The 15,767-nt window shown below is 32.7% G+C and carries 11 protein-coding genes, 1 pseudogene and 1 CRISPR repeat array; of the genes and pseudogenes, 9 read left to right on the top strand and 3 right to left on the bottom strand.

Annotated features, from left to right (window positions below):
* Positions 1 to 466 precede the first annotated feature (466 nt).
* The 5 genes and pseudogenes from WFN33_RS11175 (at position 467) to WFN33_RS11155 (ending at position 4,857) form a co-directional block, all read left to right on the top strand.
* Positions 467 to 724 (top strand): hypothetical protein, encoded by a 258-nt coding sequence (locus tag WFN33_RS11175; protein ID WP_336953168.1) that lies wholly within the window; start codon positions 467 to 469, stop codon positions 722 to 724.
* 1,339 nt (positions 725 to 2,063) lie between these two features.
* A pseudogene (locus WFN33_RS11170) lies at positions 2,064 to 3,010 on the top strand (IS5 family transposase).
* Between the two features lie 552 nt (positions 3,011 to 3,562).
* Positions 3,563 to 3,823 (top strand): hypothetical protein, encoded by a 261-nt coding sequence (locus WFN33_RS11165; protein ID WP_336953166.1) that lies wholly within the window; start codon positions 3,563 to 3,565, stop codon positions 3,821 to 3,823.
* A gap of 341 nt (positions 3,824 to 4,164) precedes the next feature.
* Entirely contained in the window at positions 4,165 to 4,368 is a 204-nt protein-coding gene (locus tag WFN33_RS11160) for a hypothetical protein (protein ID WP_336953164.1), read from the top strand.
* Positions 4,369 to 4,449: 81 nt separating this feature from the next.
* Positions 4,450 to 4,857: a hypothetical protein gene (locus WFN33_RS11155; RefSeq protein ID WP_336953162.1), complete on the top strand. Its 408-nt coding sequence runs from the start codon at positions 4,450 to 4,452 to the stop codon at positions 4,855 to 4,857.
* Positions 4,858 to 5,090: 233 nt separating this feature from the next.
* Here the strand turns inward: WFN33_RS11155 and WFN33_RS11150 are convergent, their stop codons facing one another.
* Entirely contained in the window at positions 5,091 to 5,642 is a 552-nt protein-coding gene (locus WFN33_RS11150; protein WP_336953161.1) for a DUF2799 domain-containing protein, read from the bottom strand.
* Positions 5,643 to 6,788: 1,146 nt separating this feature from the next.
* On the opposite strand from WFN33_RS11150, the gene WFN33_RS11145 reads away from it, so the two are divergent.
* The 3 genes from WFN33_RS11145 to WFN33_RS11135 all read left to right on the top strand — a co-directional run bounded on the left by WFN33_RS11145 (position 6,789) and on the right by WFN33_RS11135 (position 10,154).
* Positions 6,789 to 7,145 carry a roadblock/LC7 domain-containing protein gene (locus WFN33_RS11145; RefSeq protein WP_336953159.1) on the top strand — a complete coding sequence of 119 codons (357 nt, stop codon included), beginning with the start codon at positions 6,789 to 6,791 and terminating at the stop codon, positions 7,143 to 7,145.
* Positions 7,146 to 7,406: 261 nt separating this feature from the next.
* Complete coding sequence (locus WFN33_RS11140; RefSeq protein ID WP_336953158.1) at positions 7,407 to 7,586, top strand: ribbon-helix-helix protein, CopG family; 180 nt, start codon at positions 7,407 to 7,409, stop codon at positions 7,584 to 7,586.
* A gap of 510 nt (positions 7,587 to 8,096) precedes the next feature.
* Complete coding sequence (locus WFN33_RS11135; protein ID WP_336953157.1) at positions 8,097 to 10,154, top strand: TonB-dependent receptor domain-containing protein; 2,058 nt, start codon at positions 8,097 to 8,099, stop codon at positions 10,152 to 10,154.
* 239 nt (positions 10,155 to 10,393) lie between these two features.
* Positions 10,394 to 11,083: a CRISPR direct-repeat array (repeat unit 29 nt; unit sequence GTTCACTGCCATATAGGCAGCTTAGAAAA).
* Between the two features lie 181 nt (positions 11,084 to 11,264).
* Here the strand turns inward: WFN33_RS11135 and WFN33_RS11130 are convergent.
* Together WFN33_RS11130 and WFN33_RS11125 are read right to left on the bottom strand one after the other, a co-directional pair.
* On the bottom strand, positions 11,265 to 13,502 hold the full coding sequence (locus WFN33_RS11130; protein ID WP_336953156.1) for a TonB-dependent siderophore receptor: 2,238 nt from the start codon (positions 13,500 to 13,502) through the stop codon (positions 11,265 to 11,267).
* A gap of 278 nt (positions 13,503 to 13,780) precedes the next feature.
* Positions 13,781 to 14,299: an RNA polymerase sigma factor gene (locus tag WFN33_RS11125; protein WP_336953154.1), complete on the bottom strand. Its 519-nt coding sequence runs from the start codon at positions 14,297 to 14,299 to the stop codon at positions 13,781 to 13,783.
* Positions 14,300 to 14,556: 257 nt separating this feature from the next.
* On the opposite strand from WFN33_RS11125, the gene WFN33_RS11120 reads away from it, so the two are divergent.
* On the top strand, positions 14,557 to 15,765 hold the full coding sequence (locus WFN33_RS11120; protein WP_336953152.1) for an efflux RND transporter periplasmic adaptor subunit: 1,209 nt from the start codon (positions 14,557 to 14,559) through the stop codon (positions 15,763 to 15,765).
* Positions 15,766 to 15,767 lie beyond the last annotated feature (2 nt).

Here is a 15,767-nt window from a genome sequence, read left to right as displayed (position 1 = left end):
GACCCTTTGCGACAGTGCGCCTGATTCAATCTAATCCATTTAACTTGTTTAAGAAATCTACTAAGCCACAATCTTATTAATCAAGCTCAGATCGATAGAGTCTTATTGGGAATTGAAGTTTAAGAACATGATTTGAAATGTTACAATGATTTTTGATAAAATTATCCTATGTATATTTTTGATATTATTAAATTTTTTATTTAAATGTGCTATTATTAATTATAATAATTTATCTATAAAAGTTCTAAAAAATTTAATTTTTTGAGAAAGAAATCTCATAATAGTAGAATCTTTTAAATTTTAACAGTTGATTATTTTACTAAACCTGAATTATTATATCTATAAAATACGATATAGTGAATCGTAGCTCAAGCGCCATCGCTTCTCTGACTGATCAAACTTTTAATTAAAAAGGATTTTTGGTTGGAATTGCGAGATTCTTTATCTGATTATGGAAAGAAGGAATATGCATAGATTTTCAAAAATTGTGTTGATAACAAATAACTTAACTAAAAAGATTGAGCATGATCTAGAATTAAGAATGAGTTGTGATGGTGCATATACACATACTATAAATAGAGAAGATGAAAATTATAAAATTGAAGTTATGATTGATCCACCAAGTGATGTTTTAAATACTTTTAAAAATATAGCGCATGACATTAAAGATTATTTGGATGAAATTGATTATAAAGGGAAATTTGAATTTAAGTTCATTGTTTAGTGTCTGACTGGCTACATGCAAGATTTCCTATTATTATTGTAGTGAACCTATTCTATTTTTCTATCATTTTGTATGATTTACATACCCACATGACCCTCTCTTTATGAATATTTATTTGTGTTATCTTTAAAATAAATGCCAATGAGCATTATGGTCATCAGTGAGTATTGAATATTTCAAAATCGCTTTTTTTTAATAGTGTTTAAAATAACCAAAAAAAATCAAGTTCTATTATTTTAAATAAAATAGTATATATATCAGTATTTTATTTGGTTTTATATGCATAATATGAGATAAATTTAGAATAGAAAATGTGAGGGTTGTGAATCTATAAAGATTGATGATTTAGCTTTTTTCGCACAAAATCTTTGATTTCTCTAGTCTAAATAATGAGGCTGTTACATAAAGTTGACGATACATATATGAAGATTTACCAAAAGGTAAAATATTTTATTTGAATGTTAATATGAATTGTGTAAAATTTAATCAGTGAAGAAGGTTGTGCTTTTCACTTTGACTTGCTATCTAAGTCTTTAATCAACCCACCTTTTTTAGGTGGGTTGATTAATTTTATGTTAGACAATAAACAATCGGTTTCTGACTTCTACTTAAAAATAGGAAATAAGAATAATTAAATTGGAAATAAGATGAATTGTTCTATTTATTTCAAAAATATTGTGTGTTTAATGTGATTTTTATCACGTTATTTTTGGAGGGAGTCAATATTAGGAATTGCTATCGTAAATTGTTGAGCTGGTTTTTTAGCTTTAGCTGATAAAGTATTAAATAATGCACCATAGGGACGAATTATGAGAGTAAGTTTTTGATTAAAATTTATACCAAGGTATAGATTGTTTATTCCACGATTTAAATGTACATTCAAGACCACATTTTTTAATTCAAACATTATGAATATTTGTATAGGTGGACCTTGGCACGGAAGTAAGCTGCTAGGACATGATAATAAAAAGTCTTTTAAAGTAAAAGCTAACCAGTCAGACTCAGTAACAAACTATTCGAAAAGAAAGATTAAGTTTAAAAACGAGTTTTATATTTTTTGGGTAGCTGATGAGTTGATGATATTAGATGAGAATGAAATTATTAAAACTTATTTACTAAAAAACTAAATATTATTGTTTAAATATACTTTAGATATAAAAAAGGCGCAAATGTGCCTTTTTTATATCAGTCAGCTTTGCCTTGGAATATTTGGTTTAAAGTCAGATATCTATAATTTAGGATAATCTATGAATTCTCTTATTTTTATTATTTGGTAGTTAATTTTGGTTTAGTTGCACAAAGCTATCTCTAAAGGCTCATTCAGCAATATAACTCTTAGATGAATGAGTCTGCATCCAAAATATATCGTATAACGAATTGGTTTCCTTACATGAGCAGTATACTGCGAAGATTTAAATTAATTGTCGCAATATCACTATTTGGTTTGATTCCAATTACTCAGCGCTATGCACAATCAATACACAATCAAGGACGAAATCAAACCTACTCAGATAAAGCGATTCAGTACTGTTTAATAATTAAATCTCTCTTTCGTTTAACTTTACGAATAACCACAGGATTTGTTCAAAGTCTCGTTCGTCTTTGCAGATTAGACTGGACTGCACCAAATTATTCAACCCTTTTTGGAAGACAAAAGTATACTGATATTGCAATTAGCTTAGAACAAAGCAGAGATGGACTTCACCTATGAGTTGACTCTACAGGTATGAAATTTTTAGTTGAAGGAGAATGGAAGCGTAAAAAACCTTAGCCTGAATATTGTCGACAATGGTGTAAACTCCACATTGGTATTGATACTAAAACATTGTAAATACGTGCTGTTCAGCTCACTACAAATATCGTGGGAGATTCAAAAGTATTAAGGGATTTACTTGATTAAATTCCAAAAATAAACATATAGATTCCAACTATGCGGATGGAGCTTATGACAAAAAATACTGTTGATAGGTGATTTCAGATAGACATACACGTTCTATCGTTCTGTCGAGAAAAAATGCAAAGCCTTGGAAAGATACAAAAGCTCATACATTAAAGAGAAAACAACAACTAAGAACGATTAAGTATTTGGGGAGGACAATGTGGGAAAATTGGTCAGGCTATCATCTTCGAAGTTTGGTTGAAACCAAGATGCACTGAATTAGGTTATTAGGAGATAAATTATCAGCAAAGTACTTTTTAAGTCAGGTCAATGAAGTGCATACGAGAATTGCAGTTTCGAATAAATTCACTGAAATAGGTAGACCTTATACCCCAGTTGTATCTTAAATTTGAGTTGATTAGGCTAGTTTTAGCTTTGCAATCTTTTTGCAATCGAAAGGTTAATTTTAACAAATGGTAAAAAATAAATTATAAGTTATTTAAATTATTTGATATTTTAAATGATTTATTGTATAAAAAAGAAACAACAATAAAGTGGAGGTGAAATCATGATACACAAATCAATAAGCATTGCATTTTTCTTTTTCATGTTTGTAGCTTTAACATTACTCGTACACTTATTGGGAAATGTTCCAACTGGAATATGGCTTCCATAATAAAATTGCTGGCTGGGAAAGCTCATCTTGAGGTGAGCTTTTACCCTATGGAGGAGTTGATTTTGATTCAATTCATAAAATGTATTTTTGGCTTTCATCGCGTAATTGAAACACATTATTGTAAAGATGGTGAGTTGGAAGTTTGTCATCATTGCTTAAAAGTTGTTAAAAAATAATCGTATAGATTGATTTCAACCGAATACATGATATTTCAATATTTATACTCAATTCAAAGTTAAGTTGATCATAATATTTTTGACATTCTTTAATATGAGTTTTTTTAATGCCAAAACCAAAAATGAGTGACAATAAAATAGATTCAAATCACATGCTGTATTTTTCAATTGATCAGCTTAAAAGTTTTTTGAAGACCCAAATTCGGTTAAAAGCGGATCAAGGAGAGCTGTTTATAAGTGAATATATCACTAAAGATTTCACTCATCATGAAATAATTAATTTGGGTGAGGAATTTAAGAAAGCAGGGTATAAAGTTAAGATTAGAAATACAGGCGAAGAAAAAATATTTTCTGTTTTTTGGAATTAAATAACTGCGAGTTTTTATACTTCCAAAAATAAGAATAATTTTATTTCGACATTTTGACGATTTATATTTTATTTTTTGATAGGATTTGATTTTTAAACAGGATAGGCTTAATTAGAAAATTATTTAAATAGTTAGCTTAGTTTTATTATATCGCTTAAATACTAGTCAAAAATAAATATACAAGATCAAACTTCAACTTAACATATCTTTGATAAAGACAGTTAATAAATGCTAGCGATTGGTGTTATGAGTGAGTTGGGCATATTTCACCTGTATTGAATCACGTGCTGGAAATCTATGAGATAACCCGATAGGATTTATGATTTTTATGAGAGAAGAAAGTGAGTAATCTAGAAAATGAAAATTTAGAACAGCAATCTCAACAACAGCAAAAAGATTCTAGCGTAATGAATGATATCGTGAATTCGATCAATCCATTGGATGCTGTTGATCTGATTGTGGAAGCAGGTCGGTTGATTGTGAATACGGGTAAAGATATTGTTTCTGACATTGCCAATAACATCGATATTGATATAAGTCTTTAAAATTACTGAGCGAGTGCACCCATCTAAAATTAAGGCTTTAATTTATGAGATTAAACTTCTTTGCATATGACATTTAAATCAATGATGAAAAAATTTGTCTTGGCGTTTCTTATATTGAATTCGAAGTTTAGCTTTGCTGATCCAATAAAACCAACTTTTCTTGAAGAAAAATTAGATATTAAAAAGTTTAAAAAAGAGCTAGATGATAAGCATACATCTAAAATTAAAAAATCCCTTTTTCTTGTAAAAAGAGAGCCAGAATTGGACCAATTTAAATATAAAGCAGTTATGTTGAGAATTGCTAAGGATAGGCAGGGTAATTCTTTTAAATATATGAAAATGATCACTTATCTAGACTGTGATGAAAATAAAACCTATACATATTTGTCATTTTATGATGAAAATGGTATTACGCATGGTATTGGTTCGTCTAATGGCGATCTTCCTCAAGATAGTCCATTAAGAAAACAAGTCTGTATCAATGAATGATGGTGAATAGCTGTAAAACATGCTTATTTTATGTTTTAAATTGACACATTTCACGTTATTTAGTAAAACCGTGATTGTTAATTCATTATAGTGAATAAACATACAATAATCCTTAATCAGCGCAAAAATTAAGGGGAAGCCTCACAGTGATGTGGGGCTTTTTTATTTGAATGATTTATTCCAAGCGGCGTTTGCAATCATCAGTGAGTATATGTCTGTGATTTTGTTTAAATCTAATAGAGATGATGTTCTGCTTTAAAACGTTCTAGATTCCGAAGCGCATCTTGGTAACGTGAGCGTACTTGACTGCTATTGCTTCGGAGGTCAGATAATTTCTTTTTATAGTCATCACGATCTTTGTTAGACAGGTCTTTACTGTCTAATTTTCCAAGATAGTAATCTATATTATTCTGTGAAGTATTAAATTCTGTATTCGCATAGTAAAAGTTACTGGCGACTTGAAAATAATGACGTAAGGATTCGCGTTTCTCTGCCGGGCAAACCCGAAAATTACCGCGCCCCTCTAAAGCTTCGTAAAAGATATTTTCAGGTTGGCAGTAAGCCCCTAAACCTTTTAGATAACCCATTTCATAAAGATTTTGACTAGGAATAATATTGGCTTTTTTACAAGAAGAATAGTATTTATCTATATGGGATTTATTTCCAGCAGCGCCATCTTTTTCACCAACGTTAAACCAATTCGCAGTTTTACATTGTTCAACACTCATTGCAGCACAACCAGAAAGTAAAACCATAAAAGTAGATAAAATTACTATAAGTTTCATGAAAAATTCTTCCAAACGATTTTTGAATTACTTTTTAAAAAATGATTTTATCATGACAAGATCAATAATTTCCTGATCATTAATGTGGTACTACATGAAAAGTGCATTTAAATTCTTAAAAATACAAAAGATTTTTTATCTTGATTCTGCAGTTATTGCCGATATCGTATTCTAACTTTGGCGTATCTTCAGCTTGCGCATAATATTTGTATCGCAGTTGATCGATATAAACTTAGGGATTCCATCTCCAAAAGAGCAGATCTGCCAAATTCATAACTTAATTTAAAAATAGTTGATGGATAGTTAAATTTAATTAGTTGATCATTTGTTCAGATTTCTTTTAAAAAACAGGACCTTTTATCTAAAAATTACGGGGATTAAAGCAAGACTACAATTCGAGAACATAGACAGCCGTTGAGCTAAGTACAGTCAAGATTACACAGAAATTTATCGTTACTTTTTTAATTTCATAAAACTTATATACTATGATTTTATAGTTAAATTTACATTGATCTTTAAAGTGGCTTAATTCTAATGTTTGGGAAGATCGTTTTTACTGTATCGGTAGTCTTATCCATAGTTTTTTTTGTTCTAGGTTTAATCGAAGCTATTGTTGAGTTTATCGTTATTGGATGCCTCGGTTTTATAGCATCTGGCTTGGTTTTTAAACAAATGAAAATATCATTCAAGCAGAGTGACGACTAATTTTGTGGTTTTAAACAATAGCGCTTCTGGCTATTTTATTTTCACAATGATATGGCGGCGTTGAGTGAATGTTAAAGATCCAAAGTAAATTTTTGAATTGAAGTCTTTTTCAGATTTCTCTTCTACTATTTGTCAATCAAAAGAGAGCAGATAAAATTATAAACTTAGCTAAAGGTTTAGATATGATTCGATCAAGTGGAATATTGTGATCTGAAATAGAGTGTAAGCGTTGGTAAAGCGCTAAGCTAACGAAATTTAAAAATTTGATAAAACCCTCATAAGAGGGTTTTTTGTATGTAAAGGTGCTGAAAAACAGTAAAAAAATTACATATTATTATAATAATATAATATTTTATTATCATTTTATGATATTTTTATGTTGTTATAGAGCGTTATAAATCTATATAAATCATCTTATATTAAATAAAGGGGTTAAAAATAATGGCTAAAATTGACTTAAATCCATTAGCGGAAATTGATGGATTCACAGCAGCAGCACTTGTAGACTATACCAGTGGATTATCACTTGCCGCTCAAGGAACGGGGATCGATTTAGAACTTGCTGCTGCGGGAAATACGGAAGTTTTGAGAGCAAAAATTAAAACAGCAAAAGCATTAAATTTGCAAGATACGATTGATGATGTTTTGATCACACTTGGGAAGCAATACCATTTATTACGACCACTTGAAAAGAATAGCGATTTATTTTTATATCTGGTATTAGATCGCCAAAAATCGAACTTAGCGATGGCAAGACATGAGCTTCGTATTTTTGAAAAAGAGTTAGATTTTTCTTAAAACATTGATTGGCTATTATATTTGATACGATGTAATAGCCATTTTAAGTCATCAATACTAAGAAATTAGAAAATATATTTAACATATAAATACAGCCCGAATATAGGTTATCTAAAGACGTTGAAACTTGAGTGAAATAGTCGACTTAAGTCTATGAATGTAAAGTTATAAATATGAATACTATAAAATAAAAAAATATCATTGAAAATCTCATAAATGTTATTAGAATTCTATTTCTAAATAAATTAAGAGATTGGGGATATGGAAAATAAAACAGCAAGATTAACTATTTTGATAGACCCGAACAAAAAGGAAGCTTTTGAAGAATTGTGCAATCGTCAAGATCTAAAGCCTTCACAAGTGGTTCGCCAACTAATTCGTGAGTATTTAGAAAAGCATGGTGTAGATTACGCAACGAAACCTAATTTACCCAAAAAGTAAGAATTTTAGTTTATCTATTTTATCAATAAATAGGACTATGCTTTTTTGGGGAAAAGTGTGTCTTATTAATATTGAATTAGAAGAAATTGAGTAAAATTGATCAAAAACGTTGCACTAATTATTGAAGATTCTGATATTTATAAATTTTTAATGTATTTGATTCTTTAAATCTGACCAATTTGAGCTTGATGATATTCAGTAAATAAGTAAAAGAGAGCTTACAAGCATTTTATGGCTTGTAAGCTTTCTTTTTTGTAGAAAAAGAAAGCTATAAAAAGGACATTTAAAAAGAAATTTTTGAATTCAATTTTACAAAACTACTTCTTGAATTTGGTCTTTAAAAAAATACTTTTCATGTATTTTAGATTAAGAGTATTTGCATAAATTTACCTCAAGTTAAAAATATATAAATGATAATTATTATTATTAGTAATTGCATTTGAAGTTTTGCTCAAATACAATACGCAACAATTCTTTCACAATTCCTCCGTATTTAAGTTGCGTATTAACATGAATAAACAATTAAGATTCCAGACACTGTCAATTTCAATACTCACCGCAATGTCAATTTCCGCATATGCAAAAGATACTTCTGAAGATGCGACAAAATTAAAAACAATTGTGGTGACTGCGAGTAGTCAAGCTGTAGATGTTAAAGAAGCACCAGCAAGTATTAGTGTTATTACAAGCGAAGATATCGAAAAACAACCAGTGGGGAGTCTTGGAGAATTATTAAGTAAAGTCCCGGGGGTAACGGGTGGAATTAGTCCCTCAGGCGAAGGTTCTAAGATTAAATTACGTGGTTTACCAGATAATTACACGCTGATTTTAGTTGATGGCAAACGCATCGGGTCTTCAAGAGATACAAATTATCGTCCAGATTTAGGTCGACAGGATTTAAATTGGATTACTCCTGATATGATTGAAAGAATTGAAGTTGTCCGCGGTCCAATGTCTTCTTTGTATGGTTCAGATGCAATGGGGGGAGTAATTAATATTATTACCAAGAAAATTCCTAGTGTTTGGGGTGGTAATGTTACGTTAAATTATACTCAGCCAACGACCTCTTCTGATTTAGGTACATCTTTACAAACAGGCATCATGGCTGCTGGCCCATTAACGGATACCTTAGGTCTGCGCTTGACAGCAGGGATGACTGAACGAGAGGCAGATAAAAAATATAAAGCAGGAAATGGGACCACAGGTTCTCAAGATCAAAACTACAATGCGATGTTGCATTATCAGCCAACAGATAAACACTCACTCAGTTTTGAAGCGGGGCATAGTATTCAAAAGAATGAAAAGGGTTCTCAAATTAACGCCACAACAGGTGCTGAGCAGGAGACCAGTTGGGGCGCAAATAAATTAGAACATAACTCATATAGCATATCGCATGATGGCGAGTGGGCAATTGGTAAATCTAAATTAAGTGCATATTACAATGACTATGATTCAAGTGTGCTTGGTTCTAAAACTAAATCAAATGAAATGATTGTTGAAGGTAGTTTAACCATGCCATTTGAGGCAATGTTTAAGCAAGTCTTAACTGTTGGCGGTCAATGGAAAAAACAAGAATTAACCAATACTGACACGATTGGCACTCTACCAGGAGGGAGTTGGGATGGGAAAAGTTATACCGATCCTACAGTGAATAATAAGAATTGGGCATTATTTTTTGAAGACAATATTTCAGTGTTGGATAATTTGACATTAACCGTAGGGAATCGTTTAGATCATGATGATAAATACGGTGCACATCATAGTCCACGAGGTTATTTAGTTTATAGTCTAACAGATGATCTGGTAATTAAAGGTGGGGTCGCAAAAGGCTTTAGAGCACCAACAGTGAAAGAATCATCTCCTGGTGGAGCTACTCAGTCTGGCGGGAATGGTTGTAATGGTTTAAAAGGTAAAACTTGGTATGACAGTAAGCAAAAACCAGATACCTATACAGGCGGTGGTTGCTATATGACAGGTAATCCCAACTTAAAACCTGAAGAAAGCATAAACTATGAAATTGGTGTGAATTATACTGGTTTTGGTGCGGACTTAGGTTTGACACTTTTCCATACAGATTTTAAAAATAAAATCGCTTATTCACCATTAGGTCACGAAGGTGGTATTTGGTTTACCCGTAATGAAAATATTCAAAAAGCGGTAACACGTGGTATCGAAATGGTTGTAAATTTCCCAGTTTTAGATAATCTAAAATGGAATAATAATGCTACCTATTTCTTAAAAGCAAAAAATGAAGATACTGGTGCAACTTTACTGACTACTTCAAAATTAACAGTGAATTCCGCATTAAATTGGCAGCCAACAGATCCACTCAATTTAGAGTTGTCCGCACAATATTTGGGTAAACAATATTTGACCGATAAAGGCGCTACCCCTACGATGCAAAAACCACATACGATCGTAAATCTAGCAAGTAATTATCAAGTCAATGATAAGCTTATTGTACGTGGCGGTTTTACTAATTTACTTGATAAAAAGTTGTCAAATGGTAGAGATGCATACTTCGTTGAACGTCAAAAAGTATTTGTAGGTGCAACCTTTAAATTTTAATCAATTATATTGAAGTGAAGACAGACTTCACTTCAATAATAGATCATGTGTTAAAAAACCATCTGCGGATGGTTTTTTTGCTATGTTTTTTATTCATATCAAAAATTTACCCTAATTTTTTTTACACTCTTATAGTTCAATAAAATCAAGTGGTTATATATATTGTAAAAAACTTTGGTATTTTATGATTTTTATAATTAACTTGCTGTTATCAGAGTGTTTTTTGATTTAAAATTATTGTTCACTGCCATATAGGCAGCTTAGAAATATCAAGCCATTAGCTTGAGCATTTGCACTGTGTTCACTGCCATATAGGCAGCTTAGAAAAATAGAACGCCCCTTGCGAAGTTTTCATTGTGGTTCACTGCCATATAGGCAGCTTAGAAAATCTCGTGACCCAATCATTCTAGAAATGTCAGGTTCACTGCCATATAGGCAGCTTAGAAAAGACAAGGAAAATAGACATGACTGATTATGTAGTTCACTGCCATATAGGCAGCTTAGAAAAAGTGGGAGAATTGAGATTTAACAATCGGGCCGTTCACTGCCATATAGGCAACTTAGAAAATTATCTTTTCAGCATAACTACTACTGCACATGTTCACTGCCATATAGGCAGCTTAGAAAATAGAGTTAAGCGCTTCCTGTGTTGGTAAGATGTTCACTGCCATATAGGCAGCTTAGAAATTGAAAGCATTACCTACATATGCTGCTTGGGGCGTTCACTGCCATATAGGCAGCTTAGAAATTAACCGACTTCAAAGATCGTTTTTTAAAGCCGTTCACTGCCATATAGGCAGCTTAGAAAATCAAGGTCATGCCTTCATTTGCTTGCCATTGGTTCATTGCCATATAGGCAGCTTAGAAAATTTACGATTCTCATTAAACTGATACTCTTGTGTTCACTGCCATATAGGTAGATTAAAAATCAATAGATGAGCAATAGATGATGTTGACTGCTAGTTAATTGAGAATTTTATTTTGTGTATTTTAAGCAGTGATAATTTTATCAGTAGAGAAAGCCACCTTAGCGATAACTTTCTCTGATTAAACCTATTAATTTATTTTAATTTAAATCAATATTTAGCCAATTATAAATAGGTTTTAGTATTACCACTCGTATTTTAAGCCCACTCTAAAATTAGTCGGTGCACCATAATAGCTATTGGTTGTCGCTAAATGATATTTTTCATTAAACAGGTTGTTGATATTCAGATTCAGCAATAAATTTTCATTGATTTTATAACGTGCCATTAAATCAACTAAAGTATAACTGTTCTGGATAAAACGAGTCTTTACAGGGAGGGTTATATCTGAATAAATATCACTTTGCCAACGTAGACCGCCACCTATTGTCAGAGCCTTATCAAAGTAAGGCAGAGTATAGGTGGTAAATAATTTAGCAGTATTATTTGGAATGTTGGTGTTTATACTATTACCTTGACTGTTTTTCGACAAATTTCGAGTAAAACTTCCTGAAACTTGCCATAACTCATTGAGTTTTCCTGTGGCTTCTACTTCAAGACCGCGGCTCTTTGTTCCCGATTCTGCTGTATATGCTTGAGATCCATCAGGAGCTATGTGAGAGTTATCTGCTTGTTCAGGGACAGCGATTGCAAAATTATCTTCTTTAGTTTGATAAACAGCAGCACCTATATTTAATTGATTATCGAAAAATTCACCTTTAATGCCTACTTCTGTACTGTTGCCGACAAGTGGGTCTAAATAATCTCCCTTAACTGTCTTTTTATCCTGAGGAGAAAAAATATTGGTATAACTGGCATATGTTGTCCAATTGTCAGTTAAATCATAGCTAAGCCCTACATACGGGATGACTTCACCAGTCTCTTTATGAGTTTTGATATCTGTTGTATTTTTAGCATTATCATGATTTACAGCAACACGTTTCCAGTCTTCAACGCGCGTACCTAAAATAATCGCTGCCTTGTCTGATGGCTTTAAACGAACTGCACCAAATATAGAACGACTACTATCATTTCCACTATACCAGCCGTCAATTATCGTTTCAGGTCGACTTGGTGTATGACCATCCCAAGTGAAAATATTGTCTAATTTTCCATTCCAAGACATTCCATTATTCCAACCCGAGTAGGTAGGACGTTGATTTTCACTTTTGGTATAGGTTGTACCTAAAACAACTTCATGGGTTTGATTGAATAGATTAAAAGAACCATTCAGCGTTAAATTAAATAAGTTTTGTGTTGGTTCATAATCCCAGCGTGTCGCATAAATTAAAGCACCTTTTCCAGTTTGTTTATCTATTCCTGAACTATTATATGCATAACCGACCACTTCGTCAGACGACGTCTCAGTTCGAGATACCGTCCCTTTGATTTTCCAGTTATCGTTAAATTTATGTTCAATATCTGCAAAATAACCAGTCGTTGATCGATCTGAATACGTCCAACCTGCAGCTGCTGAATCAGAGCGTGACCATTCAATCTGTGAACCATCCGTATAATATGAAGGCAAACCTCCACGAGCAATGCCTGAAATATCAATTTTTTGATAGCTAATTCCAAGACTTGCTTTGGTTCGATCTGTTAAATCAGCTTCAAGTACGCCATATGCAACTTTACGTTCTTCCGCATAACGGTCTATATAAGAGTCGCCATCTTGATAAGCTAGTACGGCACGACCACGGATATTCCCAGACTGATTCAGCGGTGTTGAAACATCGATATCTGTTCTATAGGTATCCCACGATCCAGCACTAGAGCTTATAGAAGCTTTAAAGTCTTGTAATGGTTTTTTTCGAACCATATTAATACTGGCACTGGCTGAACCAGCACCAGTCATCAAACCATTAGCACCCCGAACAATCTCAATTCTGTCAAAAAGTGCAGTATCTTGACTTTGAAAAATGTTGGAATATGAATTCAGTAATTTCACACCATCTAATAAATAGTTGTCTACAGTTTGACCTCTTGCATAAATTGGTGAGTTATCTGAGCCAATATTTCCACCTTGATTGATTGTTAATCCAGCAGCTTGCGTTACGACATCTGTTAATTGTGTTAAGTTTTGATCCTCCATTTGCTGACGTGTGATTACACTGACCAATTGAGGTGTTTCTTTTAGGCTGAGTGCTAAGCCTGTTGATGCAGTGGTGGCTTTTGCGGTATATAAACCTGAGTCTTCAGTTGTCAGGCTATTTGTATTATTGACCGATACAGTGATGGTAGGGAGCTGAGTAGAATTTTGTTCTTGGCCATCAGATGTACTTATTGCTGAGAATACAGATCCATTTACTAGAAAAATAGATCCGCCCCAGAGTGCTGTACGAATTGCAATCGCTAAAGCATCTTTAGTTTGATGTTCCTTCATTAGATTCTCGTATGAGTAATATTCATGTACTTAGTCGTTTTTGTCTTAAAAAAAGCTCATTTTTTTATTATTTAAATACTGGATATGTATTTAGTTGCAACAACAGTAGATAACAGGAGTGAATAAGATAGAGAGTGTTAAAAGAACAAATATTTTTTAACTATTTGTTTTATCAATAGAGGGATTTCAAAAGTTTGGGGTAAGTATTGCAATATACTTTATTGAATTTATAGATTTAATTTTCATTTACTAAATTTTTTTATAAGTAAAAATGATGATTAATTAAATGTTGTGTTATAGATACTAGAGCAGGCGTGAAAAGCTTGTTTAATATCTCGTTTAACGGTGGCTTCAGAAATATTAAGTTTTTCGCCGATAGATCGGTAAGTCATATCTTCCATCTGTGATAATAAAAAAACCTGTGCAACCCGGTCGGGGAGCTTTTCTAGCGTTTGATGAACTTGGTATAAACTTTCCTGAATACATATTGTATGTTCTACAGATGGGTGACTATCCTGAGGTGTATGTATTAGTGCATCTAAATATAAGCGCTCAATTTGCTGATGGCGCCAATGATCAATAATCACGTGTTTGGCAATCCCCAATAACCATGCTTTGGGTTCTTTAATATTTTCAAAACTGTAGTTACTTTTTAATGCACGATAAAAAACTTCCTGACTTAGATCTTCGGAGTGGTGATGGTTGTGAAGTTTATGTTTGAACCACAGAAGTAAAGTATTTTGATGGTCTTGATAAATATGATCAAACCACTGTTGCTTTTGTACGTTCAAATTCATTAGATTTGCCTGTTTAATAAGCGAACAACACACAGTTATGCTAAGGTGGGGAAAGTGTTGAAAATAATGATAGTGATAATGATTATTAAATGCAATAATAAAACTTACAAAATGCAACATGAATAATTGAGTTGTTTTGAACCTTCTTTCACCTTAATTATTAATGAGATGAATAATTAATAAATGTGAGATTTCACTTTATTTGGTTCGTAATTGTAAATTTTGATCGTTCTACGAATGTATGAATAAGAGTTCTTATGAGTAAGCCATCTGTAAATGTAAACCTCAAAAAAAGTTTTATTGGCCGCAAATTTAAATATTTAATTGGATTTATGCTGCTGATTATTTTCGGACTAGCAGGCTTCTATTGGAAAAAAACCTCATCCAAACCCGCAGAGGAATATAGCCAATGGAGTAAACCTGTACCCGTGCGAACTGTGCCAGTACAACGACAAGATTTACAGGTTGAAATTAAAGCAATTGGTACAGTCATTCCTACACATATTGTGAATGTACAAAGTCAGGTTTCTGGGGTTTTACAGCAGATTTATTTTAAAGAAGGGCAAACCGTAAAAAAGGGTCAGCTCCTTGCACAAATTGATCCCGCACCATTCCAAGTCGTGCTTGCACAGGCTGAAGGAACACGACAACAGAACTTAGCACAATTGCAAAATGCTGAAACAGAGTTGAAGCGTTATCAATTATTGTTTAAACAAGATTCAATTGCGAAACAACAAGTAGAACAACAACTCGCTCTGGTCAATCAACTCCAAGGACAGATACAAGCAAACAAGGCGCAAGTGGATGCCGCAAAACTACAGCTGTCTTATACTAAAATTTATTCACCTATTGATGGGCGGGTTGGATTTAGACAGAAAGATGCTGGTAACCTGATTCAAGCCAATGAAAGTGGTGGTTTAGTCAGTATTACTCAAGTTCATCCAATTTTTGTGCAATTTGCAGTGGCAGAAAACTACTTAGCAAACCTGCGTCAATCCTTAAAAAAGGGAGACAAGGTGCTGGTAAGTGCTTGGGATAAAACAGAACAAAAACAACTTGCGCTGGGCCATGTACAAGCAATAGATAATCAGATTGATATCAGTACTGGGACTTTAAAAATAAAAGCAATTTTTGATAATTATGATGATGTTTTATTTCCAAATCAGTTTGTCAATGTGCATTTAAATACTCAAACCATTCAAAATGCACTCAGCATCCCTAATGATGCTGTACAACATGGCGCAAAAGGCAGCTATGTTTATATCATCAATCCGCAAAACAAAGCCGAAATTCGGATGCTAAAACTGGGCATGACCTCGAATGGTCAAATTGAAGTTTTAGACGGATTAAAGGGTAGCGAAAAAGTCGTACTTGAAGGAATTGATCGTCTTTCGGAAGGCAAAGAAGTTCAAATTGTTGTAGAGAATCAACAGCCAATTTCTACGGCTAAGCCAACTGCTGGATAAAT

Source organism: Acinetobacter sp. AS167, from assembly GCF_037152175.1.
Classification (GTDB): Bacteria; Pseudomonadota; Gammaproteobacteria; order Pseudomonadales; family Moraxellaceae; genus Acinetobacter.
This window is presented reverse-complemented; position numbering and strand designations above follow the sequence as displayed.

Excerpts from the sequence above, each read along its gene's own strand:
- WFN33_RS11130 (WP_336953156.1), bottom strand. The coding sequence starts at position 13,502 with ATGAAGGAACATCAAACTAAAGATGCTTTAGCGATTGCAATTCGTACA.
- WFN33_RS11120 (WP_336953152.1), top strand. The coding sequence starts at position 14,557 with ATGAGTAAGCCATCTGTAAATGTAAACCTCAAAAAAAGTTTTATTGGC.
- WFN33_RS11135 (WP_336953157.1), top strand. The coding sequence starts at position 8,097 with ATGAATAAACAATTAAGATTCCAGACACTGTCAATTTCAATACTCACC.
- WFN33_RS11165 (WP_336953166.1), top strand. The coding sequence starts at position 3,563 with ATGCCAAAACCAAAAATGAGTGACAATAAAATAGATTCAAATCACATG.
- WFN33_RS11140 (WP_336953158.1), top strand. The coding sequence starts at position 7,407 with ATGGAAAATAAAACAGCAAGATTAACTATTTTGATAGACCCGAACAAA.
- WFN33_RS11125 (WP_336953154.1), bottom strand. The coding sequence starts at position 14,299 with ATGAATTTGAACGTACAAAAGCAACAGTGGTTTGATCATATTTATCAA.
- WFN33_RS11155 (WP_336953162.1), top strand. The coding sequence starts at position 4,450 with ATGATGAAAAAATTTGTCTTGGCGTTTCTTATATTGAATTCGAAGTTT.
- WFN33_RS11150 (WP_336953161.1), bottom strand. The coding sequence starts at position 5,642 with ATGAAACTTATAGTAATTTTATCTACTTTTATGGTTTTACTTTCTGGT.
- WFN33_RS11145 (WP_336953159.1), top strand. The coding sequence starts at position 6,789 with ATGGCTAAAATTGACTTAAATCCATTAGCGGAAATTGATGGATTCACA.
- WFN33_RS11175 (WP_336953168.1), top strand. The coding sequence starts at position 467 with ATGCATAGATTTTCAAAAATTGTGTTGATAACAAATAACTTAACTAAA.